This window comes from Microvirga terrae, from assembly GCF_013307435.2.
GTDB classification, from domain to species: domain Bacteria; phylum Pseudomonadota; class Alphaproteobacteria; order Rhizobiales; family Beijerinckiaceae; genus Microvirga; species Microvirga terrae.
Genome location: NZ_CP102846.1, coordinates 534,914 through 556,397 on the forward strand (window position 1 = coordinate 534,914; position 21,484 = coordinate 556,397).

Here is a 21,484-nt window from a genome sequence, read left to right on the forward strand (position 1 = left end):
CGGTGCAGCTCTGCCCTTGGCCGGGACAGAATGAGGCGCCATGAACAGAGCAAGCACGGCTGTCGCTATCATGATCCGCATGGGCGCTCCTTGAGGAGCGCATTGAGCGGCTCCAAGCTTATATATGGTGAGCCCAAGCCAGTTCCCCAACAGAAAGGCTCGCTACCCTAACCTGATGCCTGGATCGCTTCACGTTTCCGCCGTTGTTTGTCACGGCACCTCTTGCAAGTAGAGGGGGCAGACGCCCTGCCCTCGCGCCAGACTGAAGATGTCCAGTTACACGGCATCGGCAATGCTCCTCAATCCGCCACTATCCTGGGCAAGGTTGTCTCTAAGCTTCAATCAGGAACAGGCTTCCATGCGCTTATCTGCGATTATCCTTCTCCTCACTCTGGGTTGGTCAGGTGTTGCTCAGGCTCAGAGCACCCCACCAGCGTCAAGTGCACCCAAGTTCATTACGATTAGCAACAATGCCCTTCTGAGTTCACGGCTGATCGGCCTGAACGTCCAAAGCGCCGGCGGGAAAGAGATGGGTAAGATTGAGGACGTTGTCTTCGAGGGCGGCCAGATCATCGGAGTTGTGCTATCCGTCGGAGAGGTCCTGGGCAGCAGCCCGCGCTATGTGGCTGTGGACCCATCCGCGATCTCGATCCGGTACACAGAAGGTGAGAACAAATGGCAGGCGACCATGAACGCGGATCTTGAGCAGCTGAAATCGGCCCCGGAGTTCCGCTATGAAGGCAAGTGGAAGCGCTGACCTCCTCGCCGACATGGCAGCTCCGTCGCCCAACCCATGCGGATTGCAGATGATCCGGAGGATCAATCCACACGCGATGATCTCGCGTGCGGTGCAACCTTCAGGACTCTGACTTTGCAGAGTTCCCTATGACGTCGGAGATCGGATGACATGGCCGTTGAGCCGCATCGTCCCCACGCCGGGATCTTCCTGCAACTGGGATTCCCAGACAACCCGGTCATAGCTCTGGTCGGCGCTCCGGATCTGATACTGGGGCTCCCGGTTTCCGCCAGAGACCAAGTCGACGATCTTGTAGCCGCTCCTCCAAACATCGTTGGGTGCACAATCCTCAGCATAGCTGACGGGCAGACCTACAGCATAGCGGTGTGGTCTCATGGTGAGCTCCTCTTTGGGAGACTTTCGAAAACAATCGCTGGCATCGTTTGCCACCAAGACCAGCCGTGCACGATGACGAGGTGCACGGCGATGGAGTCTCCGACGAGAGTGGTGTTCAATGCGAGGACCAGCAGAAGCATTGCTCCAGAGCACATGAGACCAGAGCACATGAGATTTGTTGAGCATCTCCTCCATCACCTCAGAGAATGGGGCGTTTTCCCGGCCCCTTCCAAATTCCCATCTTGTACACAACGAGGCAGCCGGCGATCAGCAACACGGAAAAAAGTTTCTGGCTTAACATTGCGGCGTTCGTCCGATAGATCATGCAGACTGCTAGTGGATGGAATCTAACACTTGGTTCCGCAGGAAGCTGAACGTTACCCCGTCGTGGGACGTTGGTGTGGTGCCATGAACCCCATTGTCGTGATTGCCGCCTCTGCTGGTGGTCTTGGGCCGCTCAAGCAAATCGTGGCGGCCCTGCCAGACCCTTGCGCGGCATCCGTCTTCATTGTTTTGCACATCGGCCCTCGTCCCAGTCTGCTCCCGCAGATCCTGAGCTGGGTCGGCAGGCTTCCCGTCTCGCATCCTGACGACGGCACCCTGATCCAGACCGGCCATGTCTATGTCGCGCCGCCTGACCATCACATGACCCTGGGGTTGGGCCGTATCCTTTTGGATCAGGGACCGAAGGTCAATCATGTCCGCCCCGCCGCCGACCCTTTGTTCCTCTCGGCGGCTGAAATCTACCGCGAGCATGTCATGGGGATTGTTCTCAGTGGCGGAGGCGGGGATGGAGCGGCGGGACTAGGCGCAATCAAAGGGCATGGCGGCATAGCTTTTGTCCAGAAGCCAGAGGAAGCTGAGAATCCCAGCATGCCATATGCAGCGATAATGGTGGCCATCCTGATGCCTGCCTGTCAGTCGCGGGGATTGCCGAGCGCATCGCTGCACTCTGCCCCGATAGTTTGCCGCCCGGACGACCATCAGACGAGCCCAGATGACGGACTGGACTCAAATATGAGATTTGCACTTCGACTTCATCCAGCCGAACGACGGCAGCAAGGACGTGTTCGTCCATGCCACCGCCCTTGAGTGGGCCGGCATGCGTGGCCTCGCCGAAGGCCAGGAGGTCTCCTTCGACACGACCGAGGATCGCCGCTCCGGTAAGATCGCCGTCAACAACATCGAAACAGCGTAATTGCTGATGATCGGTTCAGGATATAGGCCTGTGCCGCTCGGTCTTGAAGCCGCTCCCTTGTGGGGCGGCTTTTTTGTTTGCGCCCGCAATCACCGGCAGCGATTATCCGCCCGGCCTGCCCGAGGCCCCAGCGATCTTAGCTCGGCAGGCTGCAGGAGCCTGAGCGAAGGGCTCAGCTGCTAGCTCGGATGGTAGCCTTGATCTGGTCCAGCCCCTCTGAGGTCAGCGGGTCGACCCTCAGGATCGGGTGCCCTCCGGAGGAGTGACGCTGGGAGAAGGCAAGGCGGATAGAGCCGCCGTCGCAGAGAGGCAGGAAAAAGATCCCGTCAGCCTCTTCCTTCAGAAAGCAGCGCAGGCCGATATAGAAGCTTTCTTCGTAGCCCCTCACGGCGCGCCGGATGGCCGGATGAATGACAAGGGTGATGCTCTTGCTCTCGCAGACCTCTTCGACGGCCTCGAAACTCAACACGGCTGATCCCCATCTCTGAGCGGCCAAGCGACCTGTATGGGGTCAACGCTGCTCAAAAGTGACCGTTCGCTCAGATCTTTTGTATCCTCAAGGATAAGCTTGCCTCGGCCCGAACATCGGTCTATCAACTCGTCTTAGCACTCCGATGCGTCGAGTGCTAATCGTGCCGCTCGGCGCAGACGAGTGCCTCCAATTCCAAAGTACGAGGAGGCTTGCCTATGAAGTTCCGTCCGCTGCACGACCGCGTCGTCGTCCGCCGCATCGAAGCCGAAGAGAAGACCAAGGGCGGCATCATCATCCCGGACACCGCCAAGGAAAAGCCGCAAGAGGGCGAAGTGATCGCCGTCGGACCGGGCACCCGCGATGAGAACGGCAAGGTTGCTGCCCTCAACGTGAAGGCCGGCGACCGCGTCCTGTTCGGCAAGTGGTCCGGCACCGAGGTGCGGATCGACGGTCAGGATCTCCTGATCATGAAGGAATCCGACATCATGGGCGTGATCGAACAGTCCGCCGCGGCTCAGAAGGCGGCTTAAACAGCCCGGCCCGACCAGATAACAAATAACAGGAGTTCAGCTCATGGCTGCCAAAGACGTAAAATTCTCCTCTGATGCTCGTGCTCGCATGCTGCGTGGCGTCGACATTCTGGCCAACGCTGTAAAGGTCACGCTTGGTCCCAAGGGCCGCAACGTGGTGCTCGAGAAGAGCTTCGGCGCTCCCCGGATCACCAAGGACGGCGTCACCGTCGCCAAAGAGATCGAGCTCTCCGACAAGTTCGAGAACATGGGCGCCCAGATGGTCCGCGAGGTCGCCTCGAAGGCGAGCGATGTGGCTGGCGACGGCACCACCACCGCGACGGTTCTGGCCCAGGCCATCGTGCGCGAGGGCGCCAAGGCGGTGGCCGCCGGCATGAACCCGATGGACCTCAAGCGCGGCATCGATCTGGCTGTGGCAGAGGCCGTGAAGGACATCCAGGCTCGCGCCAAGAAGGTCGCCTCGTCCGAGGAGATCGCCCAGGTCGGCACCATCTCGGCCAATGGTGATGCTTCCATCGGTGAGATGATCGCTCAGGCGATGCAGAAGGTCGGCAACGAGGGCGTGATCACGGTCGAGGAAGCCAAGACCGCCGAGACCGAGCTCGACGTGGTCGAGGGCATGCAGTTCGACCGCGGTTACCTGTCTCCCTACTTCATCACCAACGCCGAGAAGATGATCGCGGAGCTCGAGGATGCCTACATCCTCATCCACGAGAAGAAGCTCTCCTCCTTGCAGTCGCTGCTGCCGATCCTCGAGGCCGTGGTGCAGACCAGCAAGCCGCTGCTGATTGTGGCGGAGGACATCGAGGGTGAGGCGCTCGCCACCCTCGTGGTCAACAAGCTGCGTGGCGGCCTGAAGATCGCTGCCGTCAAGGCTCCTGGCTTCGGCGACCGCCGCAAGGCCATGCTCGAGGACATCGCGATCCTCACCGCCGGCCAGACGATCTCTGAAGATCTCGGCATCAAGCTCGAGAACGTCACCCTTGACATGCTTGGCCGCGCCAAGCGGATACGCATCGAGAAGGAGAACACCACGATCATCGACGGCGCCGGCCAGAAGGCCGACATCGAGGCTCGTGTGGCTCAGATCAAGGCGCAGATCGAGGAGACCACCTCGGATTACGACCGCGAGAAGCTCCAGGAGCGCCTGGCCAAGCTCGCCGGCGGCGTCGCGGTGATCCGCGTCGGCGGCTCGACCGAGATCGAGGTGAAGGAGAAGAAGGACCGGGTGGATGACGCCATGCACGCCACTCGCGCTGCGGTGGAAGAGGGCATCGTCCCCGGCGGCGGCACGGCTCTGCTGCGTGCCAAGGGTGCGGTCGCAAAGCTCCAAAGCGACAACCCGGACGTGAAGTCTGGGATCAATATCGTGCTGCGCGCCCTTGAGGCTCCGATCCGTCAGATCGCCGAGAACGCCGGCGTCGAAGGATCAACAGTGGTTGGCAAGATCAACGACAACACGGGTTCCGACACCTTCGGCTTCAACGCTCAGACAGAGGAGTTCGTGGATCTTCTTCAGGCCGGTATCGTCGATCCGGCCAAGGTGGTCCGCACCGCTCTGCAGAATGCAGCGTCGGTCGCCGGCTTGCTGGTCACCACCGAGGCCATGGTTGCCGAGGCTCCGAAGGAGGAATCCGCTCCGGCCATGCCGGGTGGTGGCATGGGCGGCATGGACTTCTAAGTCCTCGCACAACGCGACAAAGAAGAAGCCCTGGAGCGATCCAGGGCTTTTTGTTTGCGTTTCACTACAAGGTGCCAAATTAGGGAATTATTGCGGTAAACACTTGTAAACAGCTTCAAGCAGACCATGTGCCTGCGTTTTATTTCATGTTTGTAGCTAAGCGTCGAATTCGGACCCTTGAGCTGACTGCCGTTATGCAGATGCGATTGCCAGCGAGTTCGTAGCATCGGCGGGGTCATCACCGGCGCCGATCGTGAGCCCACCGAGTTCCTATTTTATGTCGCTAAACCCAGACGTCGCGGCTTCCTGAGGAGGGGTCAAAGCTTCAGTGCCAATCCACACCCGTGTCGCCGAGACTGTGGCCCGGACCGCCACATCTGAGACCGACCGGAGCGCTCATCGCGCCGCGTAGTCCTCCCTGATTGGCCTCGCAGCGAACGCCCCTGGTTCAGAGCCAGGGGCGTTCGCATATTCAGGCCTGGTACGACACTAAAGATCGACAGCCTATCGCTTGATGCTGGAGCAAGATGTCAGATGAAGATCACCATGGACGTAGAGTGCACGCCTGAAGAGGCGCGGTCCTTTCTAGGGCTACCGGATGTGAAGCCGATGCAAGAGCAACTCATGCGAGAGGTGCAGGACCGCATAACCGCAAACATCCGGGCGATGGAGCCTGAAGCCATGCTGAGAACCTGGCTGCCGGCCACCCTCAAAGGGTTTGAGCAGATCCAGGAGATATTTATGTCCCAAATGACCGGGACGAAACGAGAGTAGGTGAAGCGAGTGTTCGGCTACTCTGTAGAATCTTGGACTTGATTTGACGGACAGTGTCAAAGCGAGTCGCCTTCTGGCAGCCCCAAGCCGAGAGCGATCATGCCAGAATGGCGGGTTCTGGAGTCGGCTTTCTCATGCGGAACACGACCTCTCTGACACTGTCCGACAGATCAAATTCTGACTTTCACAGCTACTCACAGTCCGTGTCTTCATTTGTTGAGCATCCTAAGACAAGGTGCGCCGACGGGCGGGACGCCGATATGCTCGGTCACCGCCTTCGGCCTGCTCGTGGCGAACGGTCAAGGCACTGCACCTCAGTTCGTGAGCAATCCGCTCGATGCCCAGCCCAGGCCCTTCAACGGCAGCATCGCCGCCATGTCATCCGGTGTGAGCATCTTCTCTCCCCGCGTGACCTCAGCCGGGGGAGAACTCTGGCGCTCCTGTGACCTCATCTCGTCCTCTCAGAAGGTTGAGCGAGGGGTCCAGTTCTTCATGTCGTCAGGGCTGGAGATTAACTGCATGCCTTATCCTCCTGTGCGTCCATGAACTCGTCAGCCATTCCTGCGACAAGGCCGAACGTAGCTCCGAGCACACTCAGGCTCCGCGGAACAAGGCCCATCAGCACCTCCGGCGGAAGCCTGGATCACGCAATCGCGCATGTTGGTTGACAGCCCCAATGATGCCTAAGGCCCGTGCGCTGGTCGCACAGGTTCAAGCCCATCCGAGAACACCGAGGCTGCAATCTGACCTAAACGCAGGCTGTGACGAATTCCAACTTCGGACGCAAAGCGTGGCAAGTGGCTGCCGAGGCTGTAAGGTTAGCCAGATCGGCTTCAGCGAGTTGCTACTTCTTGGATCCGATGTTTGAGCCCACTGTCCCCTTTGTCGAAGGCGCAGCGGCAATCGTCTTTGTCTTTTCCTTCTTGGGCTTCTTCGCTTCGCGGTTGCCGCGCTGTTCACCCTTGGCCATGTCTGCTTCTCCTGATGTTAACCCAGAGTGTAACACCTTCCGAAGCCTCGCGGGAAATTAAAGCGCCATAGAAAATCCGATCACTCTGTGGGTCTAAGAGTGACAACCTTCTGGCGTCAAAACCCGTCCGGCTGTCCAAGGCACAATTATGTGGCCTCAGCCGTCTATGCAGAGCCCCTGCAAGGTGGCGATCACCCGAGCTTGATATAGAGTCAGAATTTGCTGCCGCGTCGGCTTGGCAGCGGTTAGATCAGGATATGCGGGGCCACTCACGCTTTGGGCGATTGCTGAGCAGGGCTCGTGCGGTCTCGGCTTTCTGTCTGCACCTCACGCCACCCAAGGATGCTGGCCTGGACGGCCTCCCCGGTTGTCCCGTTCCGCCACTCCCCGTTTATGTGCTGACACGGGAATGGAAGGATGTAGGTCCCGACATGGTCTTCGGCTAAAACCTGCACTGGCAGCCCAGAGCCTGGATATCCTTCAGTCCTGAAGTCCTGCAAACGGGCCGTTCGTGTCACCATCCACTTGCTCCGATTTACTCTGACGCGTCAATAGATCCATGGGACAACGCTACCGAAGAAGCCCGATGGTACCGAGAACGCCGGGAGCTTAAGGTGCGAGTCACGGTGAGCGTACCATTTCCTGAGCGTCCCCTGCATCTCATTGAGGGCCTCCTTCATGGACGCCTGTGTCTTGCGCCACCCAAGCCAGGCCCCGGATGACCGTGATCTGGTCGGAGATTCGCCGTTTGAGGTCGGCAATATCGTGGGTAAGCCTTCTCAGTTCTTCGTGCTGATTAGAAACAGTGCCATTCGCCTTGAGGGTGGTCAAACCCAGAGCCGCCATGAGCGGCATTACAAAGACTTGAGGTCCTCGATGTCCATGGGAAGCCTCCCTAGCAACCCACTGAGATAACGCTGGGGAACGTTCCTGAGTGCCTTGGTTCTGCGCATTCAGCCTTGAGCCATCCGGTCATTTTCCTGGCAAGGCTTACCACCACGGTTCGGGCCATTCCGGTTGCGCGATCAACCGCACACTGCGGTTTCGTTCAGGCGACTGAGGCAAGCGCCGGGACCTCGGCAGAGGCGCAGGCGCGGATCATCGAGGGCCTGATCACGGATCGGCTTCATTGGCGGCGGAGCTGCTGTGGGTCTTGACAGCTACGACATTGCCATCGTCATGACTCTGTTCACGATCTTCACGTTCCGCGTCTTGTCTCCGGTCGAACAGCAAGAGACCCCAGGGGACGATATCGCTCCACCGTCAGGCTCTCAATGAAACAGGGATGCTGAGAAGCACTGGGTGGAAGACCACCCTGGGTGTACAGGATCGTTCGAATAAAATAGAGGTAGGATGGTCCACACACAGTGAAAGCTTCTGATGGCCGCATTATAAACGTAAAGTGCTGCGATTGTGCTCAAGAGGAAATGAATAACAATTAAATACAAGCTGTTTCCGGATTGGCTCACAAGGCTGGAATTATGCGTACTTGTATTTATCAATATCGGGACAACCCATATGTCTGTCGCTCACAATACAACCAACAAGGCGAACGACCGCGCTGAAGGTCGGGGTGAATACATTCACGCCAAGGTGGAGGAGACACAGGACGCCATGCGGTCTGGTCTGAACTCTGTCTCTGAGCACACCCGGCGCTTCACCGATCAAGTCACGCAGGCTTATGGCATCACGGGCGAAGGCCGCGAGGAGCTCACCCGTCAGGGAGCCCAGAGCCTTGAGATGATGACGCAGGCCAGCACCATGCTGACGCGCGGGGTGCAGGACCTCTCGCGCGAGTGGTTCAGCCTCACGCAGGAGCGTTTGCAGAAGAACCTTGATGATTTCGGCGTGCTGGCACGCTGCCAGTCCCTTCCGGACGTCGTGGCGGCTCAGAGCACCATTATGCGGCACAATCTCGAGCAGACCATTGAGGGCACCCGCCGGATCGCCGAGGTCGCCACACGGGTGGCGAACGAGGCCGGCCAGACACTCAAGGCTGAGACGAAGAAGGCCAGCCGCGTCGCCTGATGCATTTCAGCACTGGATGCGAGGAAACTAGAAGAGGGCCGAGGCACCGCCTCGGCCCTCTTCCTATATTCGACCAAGCTTTTGCGAACCTCTTTGGCATGGCTCGGACGTAGCGCTAGCCTCAGCTGTGCGGGGCCTCATGGTTACAGCGGACGCCGTGCTCGTTCATTGAGGCTGTGGTTCCTGGAACACCATGGACTTTCCGGCACACAGCCCCACATCTTGACAGGGAGGATCGATGATCAAAATGGCAATCATTGTTGGGTTGCTGGTCCTCGCCACCCTGGCAACGGCACGGGAGACCCCTCCATTAACGCGGCGTGATCCGGATACCCAGTGCATGTATCTCAAGGTGCGAGATGCTCTGAGCCTTCGTTACCATCGTGACGGCACACCGGATGGCGCGAGCGTTCAGCAGGATAGCACGACGTATCGATCACGCGCGGTGACTTGCGGGAGCTGACCCAGCAGATCACGCGCTCGATCGAGGACTTGCGCTGGGATATCGGCGCAGTCCGGCGGGAGATGGAGCATACTCGCAATGAGCTCGAAAACATCCGCCGCGAAACGAGGCCGCCCCGAGCGCAGTAGGATGGCCTGCGCCGCTTAGAGCTGGCCTGTAACAGGACAGGGACGCCTGTGACCGACACGTTCCTCCTCTTGCCGCTTTCGCCCAGCGGCGAGAGGCGTTGATGAGCAGCCCCAATCCGAGCGACTGCGCCCTCAGAGCTCAGCCGGGCAGTTTGATGCTGTCGTCTCCGTAACCCCGCCTTCCGTTGAGCTGCGGTCGTGGTTGCACGGCGGGAGCTGGGGCAGAAGTCAATGCGCCCAAAATCTTGCGCATGATCGCTTTCGCCGAACTGAGGATGTTCTGGGCCATGTCTCGCTCGCTTTCCTTCGTGCAGCCAACGGCTCCGTTTTGCCGTGCACCCTCGGCAGCGTGGTGCAGGTACTTGACTACCCCGGATACAAGCCGGAGGTGGGGCTCAACGGCCGCGGGCACGGGCGCCCAGGTCCTCGCGGAGTTCGTGCTCATGGACGATCCGGTCATACGACTGATCAGCACTTCTAATCGCGTATTGGGGCTCGTCGCGGGGATCATCAAGCCTGACGATCTCATAGCCGCCCTTCCAGGTCTCGGGCTGACCGTCCTCCGCGTAGGAAACGGCCTGTCCCACAGCGAAGAGGTGCTTCCCTGAGGGGGGCGTTGATCGGCTCTCTTGTGAGTGCTTTGCCACTCTTGGCGGAGTGCGGTGGGGGATGTCGCTACTTGGCTTTGCCGGCGCAGAGGCAGGTGCGTAGATGACCGGCTCCGCGGCCGCTACCGGCGCCGTCCAGTCGAGCAGCGTGCGGCCACCATCGTCCATCACACGCAGAGCATCGGTTCGGGGTGGCCAACGTCTCATTCCGGCAAGGCTCCGGGCAAATGCCAAGGCTGCGGCAGCGTCGGCAGCGGTGATGGGCAGGGTTCCGATGACCTCTGGAACACCGCGTCGAAACCTCTTGAACTGGACCAGGAATCTCATGGCAGCCTCTTTCATACGGAGCTTCTCGAGGGACACCTCAGGCTCCGGTCAAACCAAGCTGTGCTGACTGGGCAGCAATGGCCCGATCCCGTAGGTGCGAAATTAGCATCGATCTGTTGTAAGATATGGGGACGAGCCATCTAAATAAATAGAGACCGAGATAAATATAAAGCTGAGATAAAAACTTACGCTGTGTTATATTGATGTTTAAGAGAACAATAAGTTTCTTTCGCAATCCTAAGGAAAACATCATGCAAAACCCTGAATGGCTGAAGCCTGGCCTCTACGGCGCCGCCTGTGGCGCTGTCGCGCTCGCCGTCATCGGGTTTTCCTGGGGCGGTTGGGTCACCGGCGGCACGGCTCGCACGATGGCCGCCGATCAATCGAAAGCCGAGGTGGTCACGGCTTTATCCCTGATCTGCGTCGATCAATCCAAGCGCGATCCGCAGCTTGCCGAGCGGGTTGCTGCCATCAAGACTGCCTCGTCCTGGAACAGGGGCGACCTCGTCCTGAAGAATGGATGGGCGACCATGCCCGGCACCTCGGAAGGCAACAGCCAGGTCGCCAAGGATTGCGCCGACAAGATCGCCGCCTAGGAGTAGCTCATGCGCACGACCCGAGAGAGCATCACCTTCGATCACCCCTTCTCTCTGATGGCCGTGGACAAGCTGCAGCCTGCCGGCACATACGCGGTCGATATCGACGAGGAACTGATTGAGGGGCTGTCGTTTCTCGCCTACCGGCGGGTTGCGACCACCATCTACCTGCCCCTCCAACCAGGGAACCAGGGTTCGGTCCAGGCGGTCAGGGTCGATCCTCAAGAGTTGACGACAGCCCGCCAGTAGGCGCCGTCTGCCTGAGGACGGCGATCTAGCGACTTTGCCGACAACCGCATTGTCAGCTGAACTCTCTCAGGAATGGGGATGAGCACCAGCACATCCACTGGTTTGTGCTGGTGCTCATGCACATGGCTTAAGCCAGTCACGGCGCGACGAGACCTGTCCCAACAATGGAGGCTATGATGTTTGGCTTTAGAGGCGGTGAAAGCGATGAGACTGTCACTCGCAAGACCGGGTACCGCATAGACGCGAAGCGGCAGTGGAGCTGTCTCACCACCTTGGATCTGTCAGAGATCAAGAATGAGGAGCAGTTGATCACGCTGGTGAAGGTGCGTTACGGCCTGCCCTATGAAAAGGCCAGGGCCGACGTTCAAGGCTGGATGGCAGGCAAGCAGTTCTAAACTCGTCGGCCAGTTTGAATCGGTTGGCGAGGCCTTTTGACCCGAGCAGTCGGCCAGTGGAGATCAGTCAATGACAACCGAGTTTTACGTTGTCCGACATCAGGGTGCCTGGCGCATCCGGGTCAATGGCAAACACCATGGGGACTATGAATCCCGCCTTTTGGCCATCAACGCCGCAGTGACGGAAGCCCAGGCCGCCGGGCCAGGGGCCAAGGTCTTCAGCACGGGGATTGTCAGCCAATACAGCGACGAGTGGCCGTCGAAGTACAGCACCAAGTCGCCCTAGCCATGATCATCACGACAGGATCTTTCGGGAGATGCGCAAGAGTGAGCGGATGGGCCGTCTATGCGACGAGCTACGGATCAAACTTCACGGGATGGATCGCCGCCTTGAGACACTGAAATCGAACGGCGCAGCGACCTTCGACCAATCTCAGGACGTCCTTGAAAGCCAGCTCGACCGGGTCGAGCAGCGCATCTACGACAACCGCGTGACCGTTGAAGCCGCCAATGTAAGGGTCAAGGCGTGGCTCGCAGAGAAAAGGGCTGGGTCTGGTGCAGGCGTGGATCTTTGGACAGAACGCAATAAGGCACTATCCCTAGCGTCATCATACCCGATCAGGCCCAGCATCCTGTATGCCGACTACGCAAAGAATGGCACTCGCGGACTTTTTCAACATTGGGTAATGGGGCGGCTCTTCCTGGATGCCGATAACATCGGCGGGCCACGTGCACAGGAGAGCAGCCATGAACTACGATGCTGGTTTAGACGTCTCGATGAACGAGACCCACATCTGTGTGGTCGAGCGGGATGGAGGTGTCGTTCTGGAGGCGAAGGCCTCTAGCACCCCAGAAGCGATCGCCGCCGTGCTGGAGACGGCACCCGCCTGCGAGAAGATCGTGCTTGAGACCGGCCGCATGGCGCCCATGCTCTTCCATGGCCTTGCCGCCCTCGGGCTGCCGGTGATCTGCATCGAGAGCCGGCAGGCCTACCAGGCGCTCAAGTCGCTGGCCACTCACAAGTCGGACCGCAACGATGCCCGCGGCCTGGCCCATCTCGCCCGAACCGGCTTCTACAAGCCTGTCCACGTCAAATCGCTGCCAGCTCATGCGGTGCGCGCCCTGATTATCGCCCGCAAGAAGCTGGTTGGGCAGCGCGTCACGCTGGAGAACCAGATCCGCGGCCTGGCCTTAGTATTCGGGGTCCGGTTGCCGCGCGGATTGAGCCCCCGCTTTACCGAGCAGGTCATCCAAGCCAGCCAGGGGATTGCAGGTCTGTCGGGTGCCATGCAGGGCCTGCTTGCGGCCCGCAAAGCCGTTCTGGAAGCGGTTGCGGCAATTGATCGTGACATGCGGCTACTGGCGCGCTCGTCTCAAGCATGTCAGCGGCTGATGACCATTCCTGGTGTCGGCCAGCTCACGGCGCTTGCCTTTGTCGCCACCATCGACGCGCCGGAACGCTTCCGCCGATCGCGGGATGTGGGAGCCTATCTCGGCTTGGTACCGCGGCGGTTCCAGTCGGGCGAGATCGACTATGTCGGCAGCATCTCCAAGTGCGGCGACCGGCGGGTGCGGACCCTGTTGTATGAGGCCGCCAACGTAATGCTGACGCGCTACCGCGGCGCTCTGGCCCTCAAGGAGTGGGCGTTGGGGATTGCCCGGCGCTCGACGATGAGGAAGGCCCGTGTGGCGCTCGCCCGCCGGTTGGCGATCATCATGCATGCCATGCTCCGGCACGGCACCCCGTTCCACGCCGCCTAGGAGGAGCAGCAGAAGCAGGTCGAGACGAGCTCCCGAGCGGAGCGTTGCCCGAGGGAGGGTGTGGAAGACGACGCCGATTTTGTCGCATGCGGCCTGTGACGAGGGCTGACTGCGGTTTCAACCACGTCGCTCCACTCCATCTGACCCCATCAAGTGCCCTGGAGCACGTAGAGAACGCAGACACCCCTTGGGATCGCAAATCGCTCAGGATCGGAGGGCTGCCCCTTGACCCATTAGAGAACAGTATCGGCCATCACCAGACCTTCCGCCAAGGCGTGTGACGAGCTCAGTGCAGCATCTCAGCCGAAAAGGGCTTGCGCGAGCTGACATAGGTCGATTGGCTTGTCGCAGCAGAGCACGTCGGCGCAGGTTTGTGGCAGCCCCAGCGCTCATGAACGATCCAGGGCGGTAAAAGCCAAATTCGGTGCAGGTCAGCTTGAGAGTGGCTTAGCGAGGGTTGCCCGCACCAGCTTGTCTAACTCCTCAACCCGCCGCGTCTGATCCTGAAGCAAGCCTTCGAGATGCTCGACGCGAATGCGGTCCAGCTTGTCGTGTAGGGCCATGATCTCAACCTCCGCCTTCAAGTTGACCTCGTAATCCAGGCCTGCGGCCAACCGATCCCTAGCGGCTTGTCGGTTCTGAGACATCAGGATCACAGGGGCTTGGAGCGCGGCAACCATCGACAGGATCAGGTTCAGGAAAATGTAGGGGTATGGATCAAAGCCTCCGCCGACGCGGGCCAAGGCAACGCTGTTCAGGACGATCCAAGCCATGAGCATCCCCGTGAAGATCGTGATGAACGTCCAGGACCCGCCGAATTGAGCGACCCGATCCGCCAAGCGTTCGCCCAATGTCTGCCGTTCTTCGAGAACATTGTTCACATTTCGAGCGACATGCGAACGCTTGGCAATGTGGAGAATTACCCGCTGCTCGCGCTCAGACAGCCTTGTTACGCCGCTATCCAGCAACTGCCGGGCGAGTTGAGCCACCTCGTCCATAAGCGCCCTCCCCCTGTCATTCTGATCAGAGATTGCAGTCTACTCTAGCCTTAGGCACCGGAGGAGGCTTGCCGTTTGCGCCCGTGGCATATCCCAATGTGATCAAGAAAACCTTCTCTCGCACACCGAGACCCGTGCCACTCTTCAAAATCTCTGGCGGCGGCTGCCTCATTGCCATGTCCATCAATCAGACCCCGCTGGTCACATAATCAAGGCGGGCCCCAGACGGATCGACGAAGCATAATGATCCGCTTTCCAAGTTTCTCATCTCTCGGATTGCCTCCGCATATTGCAAGCCCCCTTCCACCTTGTCGAATAATGCATGCTTCGAGACAATCATATACTCAGGAATGATAAGCGCGTATACTTCAATAAATTGAGGAGGACATCATGGTTCAGAGAATTAGGTCCTACATTTCTTACGAAAACGAAGCGCTCTTTGCTGCGGCTCTAGCCTTCCTGTTCTGTGGAGCCGTAATCCTGGGATTCATGTGATGCTGTCCCAAGTGTTGATTTCGCTTCTCCTGATGGCTGGCATTCTCGCCGTTTGCACGCTGACGATCCGCTACCACGGGTGAGTGAATCCGGATCTGGATGGCCGGTTGTTGCAATTTCGCTGGTGCCGCCGGTCTGTCAGGAACGACCCTCAGTCCTGGCCAATTATCCTGTCGACCGAGAGGCTCTACCGATGCGACATGGGTCTAGGTTGGCCCATGAAGGGCGGTGTCCGACAATGAACAAGCGCGCCTCAGTCATGCACCGTCGCCTCGCAGCGATCTTCTACGCTGACGTGGCAGGCTACGTGCGCCTCATGAATGCGGATGAGACCGGAACTCTGGCCTTGCTCGATTCCCGCCGCGAGATCATGGATCGGCACATCACCCAATATGGAGGTCGCACCGCCAACACCGCAGGCGACAGCATTCTCGCCGAATTCCCGAGCGTCGTTGATGCGGTCCAATGTGCGGTTGGCATTCAGGAAAGGATTACTGCGGCAAACGAGGAAACCCCAGAGGAACGCCGGGTGACCTTCCGGATCGGCATCCACGTTGGGGAGGTCATGGTCCGCAACGGTGATATCTTTGGCGATGGGGTGAACATTGCCGCCCGCATGGAGAAGCTGGCACAGCCTGGATTGGTCTGCCTCTCAGGAGCGGCCTATGATTACGTGTCCAGGGTGCTGCCGCTGGCCTTTGACGACCTCGGGACGCAACTCGTGAAAAACCTCGATGCGCCCATGCGGGCTTATTTGGCCCATCCGTCTGATCATCCGCTGTCCCAGGCGCTGCCACCGGTTCACCGCCGCAGTGAGTTCAATCTGGGGCGACGCTTCCACACCATCCTGAACCGCGCGCTGGTGGACGTGACCAAGCCAGAGGGCCTGACACTGGTCGAGCCTGCGGTTTTGGCTTCCCTCCACGATGCGCCGAACATCGACGAGCGGCGACTGGCCGAGCGGATCGGCATTGACCTTCCGAGTGCCCAGCGGATGGTCAAGCACCTTGAGCTTCTCGGGTTCGTCAGCCGGACACCGGGGAAACACGGACGCGACCTGCGCCTTCTCAGCCTCTCACAAGAAGGGCTCGCACTCTATGCACGGTTATACCCGACGATCCTTGCGGTGCGGGATCGCGTGATGGCAGCCCTGTCGGAGCGGGAGCGGGAAACTCTGCAAGACCTCTTAGCGCGCGTGATCAACGCCAATGAACTCACGAGCAATCGTCGCTCCGACTGATCCTGGCGAGACCACGCGGCTGAACCGGCGGGCGCATCCTTCTGAGCGCTATGAGGGATTGCTCCCCTGTGCTGTGGTAGCGCAAGCCTTCAGGGAGGGATCCCATGGCCTATGTCATGTTTCAGTATGACCGCCCGACCGAGCCCCATCGCTGGAACGACTACAACCAGCATGTCCGGGATTGGATCGCGCAGCTTCTGCAAATCCCGGGTGCGGTGTCCTTTATGGCTTATCGTACGACTGATGGCGCCAGCCCGGACACGATCACCATGCTGGAGTTCCATACTGTGGAGGATGCCCGCAAGGCGCAAGGATCTGAGCAGATGCAAAGAATTCTCGATGGGCTCCGGTCAGTCGGCGTGGCCGCCAAGGTTTTGCTGGTTGAGCGCTCGCCATTTACGCCAGAGCCACTTCAAGCGTGAGACCAGACGCGCGTCACGCAGCGACGAATGCTAAGTACGCGAGGGCGTAATGCCTCCTCATGACTCACCTCCTGTCAAAGCGCGACTGACCCCCAAGTATACTCCGACTGTCCTGCCGCAAGCGCCAAAGACGCCTGGAAGAACGCTACGGGAGCCAGCTCACACCATGGATGGCAGGCTCTCTCGGCCTGAGGCGCCTGCTAATGCTGGCCCTGTACCTCGCCACCATGCCTCTGTGAATGGGAACCGCTTGAGCAAGGTTGACCAATGCCTGACCGGCGATCGTCAATGCGGCGCCTATGCCTCGCAAACGTCGCAGCCCTCGCCGCCGCGGGCTCACGCCCGGCTTAGCAGCCTGTGCAGATGCCCTTCGTGATAATCTTCATCTTGCGATCCCAAACCCGTTCCTGCGCCTCGGCCTTGGTTCGGGCCGCTCTCGCCATCGTGGCGGATTCATCCGCCGTGTACGACTTCGCCGCTGACACCGCTGGGATTACTGCCTCCGGTGCAGCTCTGCCCTTGGCCGGGACAGAATGAGGCGCCATGAACAGAGCAAGCACGGCTGTCGCTATCATGATCCGCATGGGCGCTCCTTGAGGAGCGCATTGAGCGGCTCCAAGCTTATATATGGTGAACCCAAGCCAGTTCCCCAACAGAAAGTCTCACTACAGCTACCTGATGCCTGGATCGTTTCACGTTTCTTCCATTGTTTGTCACGGCACCTCTCGCCAGCAGAGGGGGCAGACGCCCTGTCTTCGCGCCAGACTGAAGATGTCCAGATACACGGCCGCGGACAGCGCTCCTCAATCGGCCACTATCCTGGGCAATGTTGGCTGCAAGCTTCAATTCCGGCACAGGCCTCCATGCGCTTATCCGCGATTATCCTTCTGGTCACTCTCGGTTGGTCTTATTATGGCTCTCGCTCATGATACGATTACACGCGCCTGCCCCACGACGTTGTGATAGTCTTGTTGTTTCAACGGGAAAAAACCCATGATTGCGTGCAAAGGCGAGACCGTCACCTGCGAGAACGGTCATGAAATCTGCGACGTCGCCGAGGATATCCATCGGTACTCGGGTGCTAAGGCTGAGCTGTTCACAGATTGGCGCATGGATGCCCCATCGGGGGATGGTCAACCAATGCGGTGCCGCTGTGTTGTCTGTGGGGCTGAGTTTATCCGTCCGATGTCCTTGGAGCCCTCGCCTCCGCAACGAACCGGCTTACAATGTCTGCGACCATGGCTGACTGAAGCCGAATTCGCCTACATGAGCCGTGGTCTTCAGCTTCACGTTGGGGCGACGTGGCGGCGCTAGGCAATGCTGGCAGTTCTGGAATCAGCGGCCGGTGATGCTTGCCAAGGCGGCACCCCTGATCGTACTGCAATATGGTGGTGGTTGCCGATGAGGCGCTCATCAGCAGGCCAAACACGCAATTCCCGGGGAACGCCGCGATGCTGTTCGGTTGGGCTGCACCACTGGGGAGAACACGCCCTCCGACAGATGTGCAGAAGCTGCCTCAAGTGGCAGCTAGTGGAAGGTTCTGCGGCTGTCCTGCGTGGGCCATTAAATCGGCCCTATGCTCGATCACGATGGAGGCCTCTGGAGGCCTTTCAATGACCAAAGCGGAGAGGCATGATCTCGCCTCAAAACGCGCTGAAGAGTAAGCGCCTGCGCCCATCAATACGGCGTTAGCATCGGGCGTTGTTGGCGCCACCATAGTAGGGCTTGCTTCGATTGCGCTCGGGTCATTTTACTCCATCGACGTTGAAGCACATTGGATCTTGTTGTCAGCCTTTGTTGCCATCGGATTTACCATCCCATTTCTAAGCTCCGCTTACCGCCGTAGAAAACATCTTCGAGCGACATCCGCAGAGTTGAAAAGCATCGACGAGCAAGCTCAACTGTTCAGAGATCCCCCTCCGTAGATACCGCAGCACCTATAGAGGACTTGGTCAAGATGCGGCCCGCAGATGCGCTCCTCTGACGGGAAGCACTCGCCACGGCTGAGGATTTCGACTGATTTCCTTCATCGGGGCGCGTTCACGCCAGCGCATTCAATTCATCAGCTACGTCGGTGCGGGACACTACCACGCCCCTACTGGGCTGACTGCCTTCTTCGGGTCATAGGCATAGCCTGATCACAGATGCCTGACATCGACAGCTGGCAGCGTGCCCCCGAAGCACGGCTGTACTGTTCCCTGGGCACCTCACCTGTACCGGGAGCGGCGGAGAGGGGCATTCAGCACTGTCTTTACTCCTTCATGCCATACTCTCTGCAGGCCCTGTATCGGCATGGCTCCCTCCAGAGAACGAACCCGAGTGCGGACAATTGCCTTCACGTCCGGCTCCGGGTGGATGGCTAGATCAAGTCCTCGGGGCACCAGGGCTCTACAATGAGCGTACGGCCTGCAACATAAGCCTGCGTGAGCCCTAATCCCAAATACTTAAGCTCGCTGCTAATCCCGTCGGAGATGCTGACGGGAGAGCTGAAGTTCGCCCGTTCAAGGTGTCACGGTGGCTAGAACCTCGCCCATGGTGATCTCAGGTTCACCATCGATGACATCCGTCAGGCTCGCCCGGATCCAGGCCAATGCCTTTTCGTTGGCTGCGACGGCAGCCTCCCGGTTCTCAAACAAACTGATCGATCCACCCATTCCATCGCCTGCATCGAAGACGCAGTAGCCCTGAAACCCTGGCGTTTGCTTGAGCATCTGGCCAAGGCCGCTCTCCGCGCGACGGGCAGCCTCAGCAACCGATCTCATGCGGTTGAACTTGCGGATAACGACGTACATGGCGACCTCCAGGCCTTCAAGGATTGGCAACTCTAACTCTCATACATGGTCTTCGTATGGTGGCCGTGCATGTGAGGACATCCTCGCATTGCTATGCCAAAAGGCCAGAGGCCGCGTCAGGACGGAGTGCGATAAACAAAGATCCGTTTCTCCTCCCCGAGGTGTAGAATGAGCCAGTCGATTTTCTTCGGAGCGGGAGGCGGCGATGGCTGGCTTTACCGCCAGGGCACTTGGGCTGTCCGTCTGGCTGCTGGCTTTCCTTAGCATCATCCCGGTTTATGCGGATCCATTCTCCGTGAAAGTCTACGGGAGGACCTACAAGGTCGACCCCCGCTATCCGCCCAACGACCTCAAGGGCCGAACGCCTCAGGAGGCCATGGAGGCCCTGTCCGCCGACATCGCACAAGGTCCAAGCTTCGGACCATCGCACGAGCAGGTTCTTGCCGAGGTCGAGGAACGGGTCTGGATCGTGCGCAATCAACTCGTTGGCCAACTGGAAAAGACGGACGCGTGGCCGGCGCGCCTATGATCCGCCTGGACTGAGCTCTCCTTAGTCCCTCCTCGACCCCGATTCTAGTGTCGGGCCGGTGAGTTTTTGAAAAACTACTTGCAAAATTGCCCGCGATTAGACGACTTCATGATTTATGGAACGACGAACAAATCGCCCCTTCCTAAGTTTGTAGGCCTCCTTTCAGAGGGGATCGCGATGCCACGCTTCTACTTCGACATGCGGGACGACGGCAGCTTCACGCCTGATGACGAGGGCCTTGAGTTCGACAGCCTGGATGCCGCCGAACGCGCGGCGGCTGAGGCAGCGGCGAAGATCGGGCGGGAGCGGCTGCCGAGAAACGCCACCCATAAGGTCACGGTCGAGGTGCGGGACGAACATCGCCAGCTGGTGGGAACCGTGATGGTGTTGATGGAGGTTCACCGGATCAATTCTGCATCGCAGCTCCTAAGCACGTAAGAAACGCCGTATGAGCCGCACTTACAGGCCGTAGATATGACTGCACCCGGCCATTTGCACTCACGTTCAACAGAATCCTTGCCGGCAGGGAACGTCCAGATATGACAAAGCCGCATGAGTCCACTCGGAAGGACGTCTTGAGGCAGTGTTCGGGCTCTCCCGGAGACCGCCGATCCTTGCTTCAGAGCCCTACGCGTACCATGTAAGTATTGCTTTCTCCATTGATCTGAGCTGCTTACCGGAACGGGTGCCTACGATGGCCGAACAACCGCGAGCCGAGATCATCGGCTCTGACTTCGAGCGGCTGGTAACAGAGTACAACAAAGCCCTCGCCAACGGCGAGGCTCGCCCAGTTAGCGGGATCCAGTGTGATGGGGTTGAACCAAGCGCGTACGAGCAAACATTCCGGGAGTTACTCGATGCGTTCCCCGCCCCTGTCTACACCACAGACGCTGCGGGCCGGATCACCTTCTACAATGAAGCAGCCGTAAGGTTTTCAGGCCGCCAGGCCCAGCTGGGCATCGAGCAATGGTGCGTGACGTGGCGCTTGTATTGGCCAGATGGGACGCCCCTGCCGCACGACGAGTGCCCCATGGCGATTGCGCTCAAGGAAGACCGAGCCGTCCGGGGAACCCAGGCTGTTGCCGAACGGCTGGATGGTACGCGTGTCCCGTTCATCCCTCATCCGACACCACTGCGTGATGCTTCCGGCGCTCTCGTCGGAGCCGTCAACATGCTGCTTGAAATCGATGAGGTTGAGCAGGTAGCGCTAGACGGTATGCAGGTGCTGATCGTTTCAGATGACATCTTCGTGGCTGCTGAACTTGATCTGTTGATCGACGAAGCCGGAGGCGTTGCTGTGGCCATCGCAGCAACTGGCGGCGAGGCGCTCGCACTGCTCGACGAGCGTAAGATAGACGCCACGCTGGTGAGTCTGCCGCTTCGGGATGGGCATGGACCGCTCATCAACGCACTTGTGAGGCAAAGCATTCCGTTTGTATTGCACGAGGGTAACGAGGAGCATGTTGTTCAGATGCTGGGCGATGCCCTCAGGCTCCGCGGCGGGAGTCACTGAGAGGTGATCCTATCGGACAGCAGACTCTATGCACGCGCCAAGGCCTCTCGGTGTTCCTGAACCATGTGTCCGGTGCCCTTTGCATGGGAAGAGCTGATATGTGGGACCTCGGCCTGACCAGAGACAGATCTCTGCAAGAGGAGTAGCGTTCGGCCGCGCTTCAAGGCGGCCATAGCCTGCCGT

At 59.3% G+C, this 21,484-nt stretch carries 23 protein-coding genes and 1 pseudogene; 17 read left to right on the plus strand and 7 right to left on the minus strand.

Annotation, left to right across the window (positions count from 1 at the left end; all coding sequences use genetic code 11):
* Positions 1 to 268 precede the first annotated feature (268 nt).
* Complete coding sequence (locus tag HPT29_RS27100; RefSeq protein ID WP_173945189.1) at positions 269 to 757, plus strand: PRC-barrel domain-containing protein; 489 nt, start codon at positions 269 to 271, stop codon at positions 755 to 757.
* A 126-nt stretch (positions 758 to 883) separates the two neighbouring features.
* Here the strand turns inward: HPT29_RS27100 and HPT29_RS27105 are convergent, their stop codons facing one another.
* On the minus strand, positions 884 to 1,132 hold the full coding sequence (locus HPT29_RS27105) for a hypothetical protein (RefSeq protein ID WP_173945188.1): 249 nt from the start codon (positions 1,130 to 1,132) through the stop codon (positions 884 to 886).
* 408 nt (positions 1,133 to 1,540) lie between these two features.
* Between HPT29_RS27105 and HPT29_RS27110 the strand changes: the two genes are divergently transcribed.
* Both HPT29_RS27110 and HPT29_RS27115 read left to right on the plus strand, forming a co-directional pair.
* Positions 1,541 to 2,224 carry a chemotaxis protein CheB gene (locus tag HPT29_RS27110; RefSeq protein WP_259060940.1) on the plus strand — a complete coding sequence of 228 codons (684 nt, stop codon included), beginning with the start codon at positions 1,541 to 1,543 and terminating at the stop codon, positions 2,222 to 2,224.
* Positions 2,157 to 2,330 (plus strand): cold-shock protein, encoded by a 174-nt coding sequence (locus tag HPT29_RS27115; protein ID WP_173945187.1) that lies wholly within the window; start codon positions 2,157 to 2,159, stop codon positions 2,328 to 2,330. Before HPT29_RS27110 ends, HPT29_RS27115 begins: the two co-directional genes overlap by 68 nt.
* A 172-nt stretch (positions 2,331 to 2,502) precedes the next feature.
* On the opposite strand, the gene HPT29_RS27120 is transcribed toward HPT29_RS27115, so the two are convergent.
* A complete protein-coding gene (locus tag HPT29_RS27120) occupies positions 2,503 to 2,799 on the minus strand; it encodes a hypothetical protein (RefSeq protein WP_173945186.1) in 297 nt (98 codons plus the stop codon).
* Between the two features lie 218 nt (positions 2,800 to 3,017).
* Between HPT29_RS27120 and groES the strand changes: the two genes are divergently transcribed.
* From groES to HPT29_RS27135, 3 genes are all read left to right on the plus strand, one after another.
* Positions 3,018 to 3,332: a co-chaperone GroES gene (groES, locus tag HPT29_RS27125; protein ID WP_173945185.1), complete on the plus strand. Its 315-nt coding sequence runs from the start codon at positions 3,018 to 3,020 to the stop codon at positions 3,330 to 3,332.
* 43 nt (positions 3,333 to 3,375) lie between these two features.
* The gene (gene groL, locus HPT29_RS27130) at positions 3,376 to 5,013 is read left to right on the plus strand and encodes a chaperonin GroEL (protein ID WP_173945184.1); all 1,638 of its coding nucleotides are present in this window, start codon (positions 3,376 to 3,378) and stop codon (positions 5,011 to 5,013) included.
* A 534-nt stretch (positions 5,014 to 5,547) separates the two neighbouring features.
* Positions 5,548 to 5,787 (plus strand): DUF6489 family protein, encoded by a 240-nt coding sequence (locus HPT29_RS27135; protein WP_173945183.1) that lies wholly within the window; start codon positions 5,548 to 5,550, stop codon positions 5,785 to 5,787.
* An 844-nt stretch (positions 5,788 to 6,631) separates the two neighbouring features.
* Here the strand turns inward: HPT29_RS27135 and HPT29_RS27140 are convergent.
* Entirely contained in the window at positions 6,632 to 6,757 is a 126-nt protein-coding gene (locus tag HPT29_RS27140; protein ID WP_259060943.1) for a hypothetical protein, read from the minus strand.
* 1,518 nt (positions 6,758 to 8,275) lie between these two features.
* Here HPT29_RS27140 and HPT29_RS27150 point away from each other — a divergent pair.
* A complete protein-coding gene (locus HPT29_RS27150) occupies positions 8,276 to 8,785 on the plus strand; it encodes a phasin family protein (RefSeq protein WP_173945182.1) in 510 nt (169 codons plus the stop codon).
* A gap of 730 nt (positions 8,786 to 9,515) precedes the next feature.
* On the opposite strand, the gene HPT29_RS27155 is transcribed toward HPT29_RS27150, so the two are convergent.
* Together HPT29_RS27155 and HPT29_RS27160 are read right to left on the minus strand one after the other, a co-directional pair.
* Positions 9,516 to 9,665 (minus strand): hypothetical protein, encoded by a 150-nt coding sequence (locus HPT29_RS27155; RefSeq protein ID WP_173945181.1) that lies wholly within the window; start codon positions 9,663 to 9,665, stop codon positions 9,516 to 9,518.
* A gap of 106 nt (positions 9,666 to 9,771) precedes the next feature.
* The gene (locus tag HPT29_RS27160; protein WP_173945180.1) at positions 9,772 to 10,347 is read right to left on the minus strand and encodes a hypothetical protein; all 576 of its coding nucleotides are present in this window, start codon (positions 10,345 to 10,347) and stop codon (positions 9,772 to 9,774) included.
* Positions 10,348 to 10,562: 215 nt separating this feature from the next.
* On the opposite strand from HPT29_RS27160, the gene HPT29_RS27165 reads away from it, so the two are divergent.
* From HPT29_RS27165 to HPT29_RS27185, 5 genes are all read left to right on the plus strand, one after another.
* A complete protein-coding gene (locus tag HPT29_RS27165; protein ID WP_173945179.1) occupies positions 10,563 to 10,907 on the plus strand; it encodes a hypothetical protein in 345 nt (114 codons plus the stop codon).
* 9 nt (positions 10,908 to 10,916) lie between these two features.
* Positions 10,917 to 11,156, plus strand: coding sequence for a hypothetical protein (locus HPT29_RS27170; RefSeq protein ID WP_173945178.1), 240 nt, complete (start codon positions 10,917 to 10,919; stop codon positions 11,154 to 11,156).
* A gap of 176 nt (positions 11,157 to 11,332) precedes the next feature.
* Positions 11,333 to 11,551, plus strand: a complete 219-nt coding sequence (locus HPT29_RS27175) for a hypothetical protein (RefSeq protein WP_173945177.1) — start codon at positions 11,333 to 11,335, stop codon at positions 11,549 to 11,551.
* 70 nt (positions 11,552 to 11,621) lie between these two features.
* A complete protein-coding gene (locus HPT29_RS27180) occupies positions 11,622 to 11,837 on the plus strand; it encodes a hypothetical protein (RefSeq protein ID WP_173945176.1) in 216 nt (71 codons plus the stop codon).
* Between the two features lie 461 nt (positions 11,838 to 12,298).
* Entirely contained in the window at positions 12,299 to 13,312 is a 1,014-nt protein-coding gene (locus HPT29_RS27185; protein ID WP_173945175.1) for an IS110 family RNA-guided transposase, read from the plus strand.
* A gap of 431 nt (positions 13,313 to 13,743) precedes the next feature.
* Here HPT29_RS27185 and HPT29_RS27190 read toward each other — a convergent pair whose 3' ends face one another.
* Positions 13,744 to 14,310: a DUF1003 domain-containing protein gene (locus HPT29_RS27190; RefSeq protein WP_259060950.1), complete on the minus strand. Its 567-nt coding sequence runs from the start codon at positions 14,308 to 14,310 to the stop codon at positions 13,744 to 13,746.
* A 733-nt stretch (positions 14,311 to 15,043) separates the two neighbouring features.
* Here HPT29_RS27190 and HPT29_RS27195 point away from each other — a divergent pair.
* Positions 15,044 to 16,045 carry an adenylate/guanylate cyclase domain-containing protein gene (locus HPT29_RS27195; RefSeq protein ID WP_173945001.1) on the plus strand — a complete coding sequence of 334 codons (1,002 nt, stop codon included), beginning with the start codon at positions 15,044 to 15,046 and terminating at the stop codon, positions 16,043 to 16,045.
* A 104-nt stretch (positions 16,046 to 16,149) separates the two neighbouring features.
* Positions 16,150 to 16,467, plus strand: coding sequence for a DUF1330 domain-containing protein (locus tag HPT29_RS27200; RefSeq protein ID WP_173945002.1), 318 nt, complete (start codon positions 16,150 to 16,152; stop codon positions 16,465 to 16,467).
* Positions 16,468 to 18,968: 2,501 nt separating this feature from the next.
* Here the strand turns inward: HPT29_RS27200 and HPT29_RS27205 are convergent.
* Complete coding sequence (locus tag HPT29_RS27205) at positions 18,969 to 19,259, minus strand: hypothetical protein (protein ID WP_173946575.1); 291 nt, start codon at positions 19,257 to 19,259, stop codon at positions 18,969 to 18,971.
* 205 nt (positions 19,260 to 19,464) lie between these two features.
* Here HPT29_RS27205 and HPT29_RS27210 point away from each other — a divergent pair, with 205 nt between their 5' ends.
* The 3 genes and pseudogenes from HPT29_RS27210 to HPT29_RS27220 form a co-directional block, all read left to right on the plus strand.
* Positions 19,465 to 19,788 (plus strand): hypothetical protein, encoded by a 324-nt coding sequence (locus HPT29_RS27210; protein ID WP_173946576.1) that lies wholly within the window; start codon positions 19,465 to 19,467, stop codon positions 19,786 to 19,788.
* A gap of 177 nt (positions 19,789 to 19,965) precedes the next feature.
* Positions 19,966 to 20,226, plus strand: coding sequence for a DUF6894 family protein (locus tag HPT29_RS27215; RefSeq protein WP_162820760.1), 261 nt, complete (start codon positions 19,966 to 19,968; stop codon positions 20,224 to 20,226).
* 394 nt (positions 20,227 to 20,620) lie between these two features.
* Positions 20,621 to 21,064 (plus strand): annotated as a pseudogene (locus tag HPT29_RS27220) (PAS domain-containing protein); the annotation flags it as partial.
* Between the last annotated feature and the right edge of the window lie 420 nt (positions 21,065 to 21,484).